Below are 539 nucleotides of genomic sequence, written 5' to 3' on the forward strand. Positions count from 1 at the left end.
ATCGCGGGCCGTCTCTCGGGCAAGCCCGTCACGGGGGCGGCCGGCCTGCACGGCCTCGTTTCCTGGGCGGTGACCACCCTCGTGGTGCTCTACCTGCTCACGTCGGCGGCCGGCGGGCTGATCGGCGGCGCGTTCTCGGGCGTGACCAGCACGCTCGGCGGAGCCGGCTCCCTCGTGGGCGGCACCGTGCAGACGGCGGCCCAGGCCGCAGCGCCCTCGCTGTCCAAGATCGCCAACCCCCTCGACGGCATCGAGCAGTCGGTGCGCAATCAGGCCGCCGGCCAGGACCCGCAGGCGGCCAAGGACGCCGCCGTGGCGGCCATCCGCGCCCTGTTCACGGGTGACCCGGCCCAGAAGGCTCAGGCCGAGACCCGCGCGGCCGACGCGCTGGCCAAGGCCCAGGGCATCCCGGTCGACCAGGCCAAGGCGCAGATCCAGGACTACCGCAAGCAGTACGACGAGACCGTGGCGACCGCCAAGCAGAAGGCCGAGGCCGCGGCGGTGGCGGCCAAGTCCGCCGCCACGCAGGGCGCCTTCTA

At 74.4% G+C, this 539-nt stretch carries 1 pseudogene; it reads left to right on the top strand.

Annotated elements, in window-relative coordinates:
- A pseudogene (locus MKK58_RS22640) lies at positions 1-539 on the top strand (PhnA-like protein); the annotation flags it as partial.

The organism is Methylobacterium sp. J-078, assembly GCF_022829285.1.
Classification (GTDB): domain Bacteria; phylum Pseudomonadota; class Alphaproteobacteria; order Rhizobiales; family Beijerinckiaceae; genus Methylobacterium.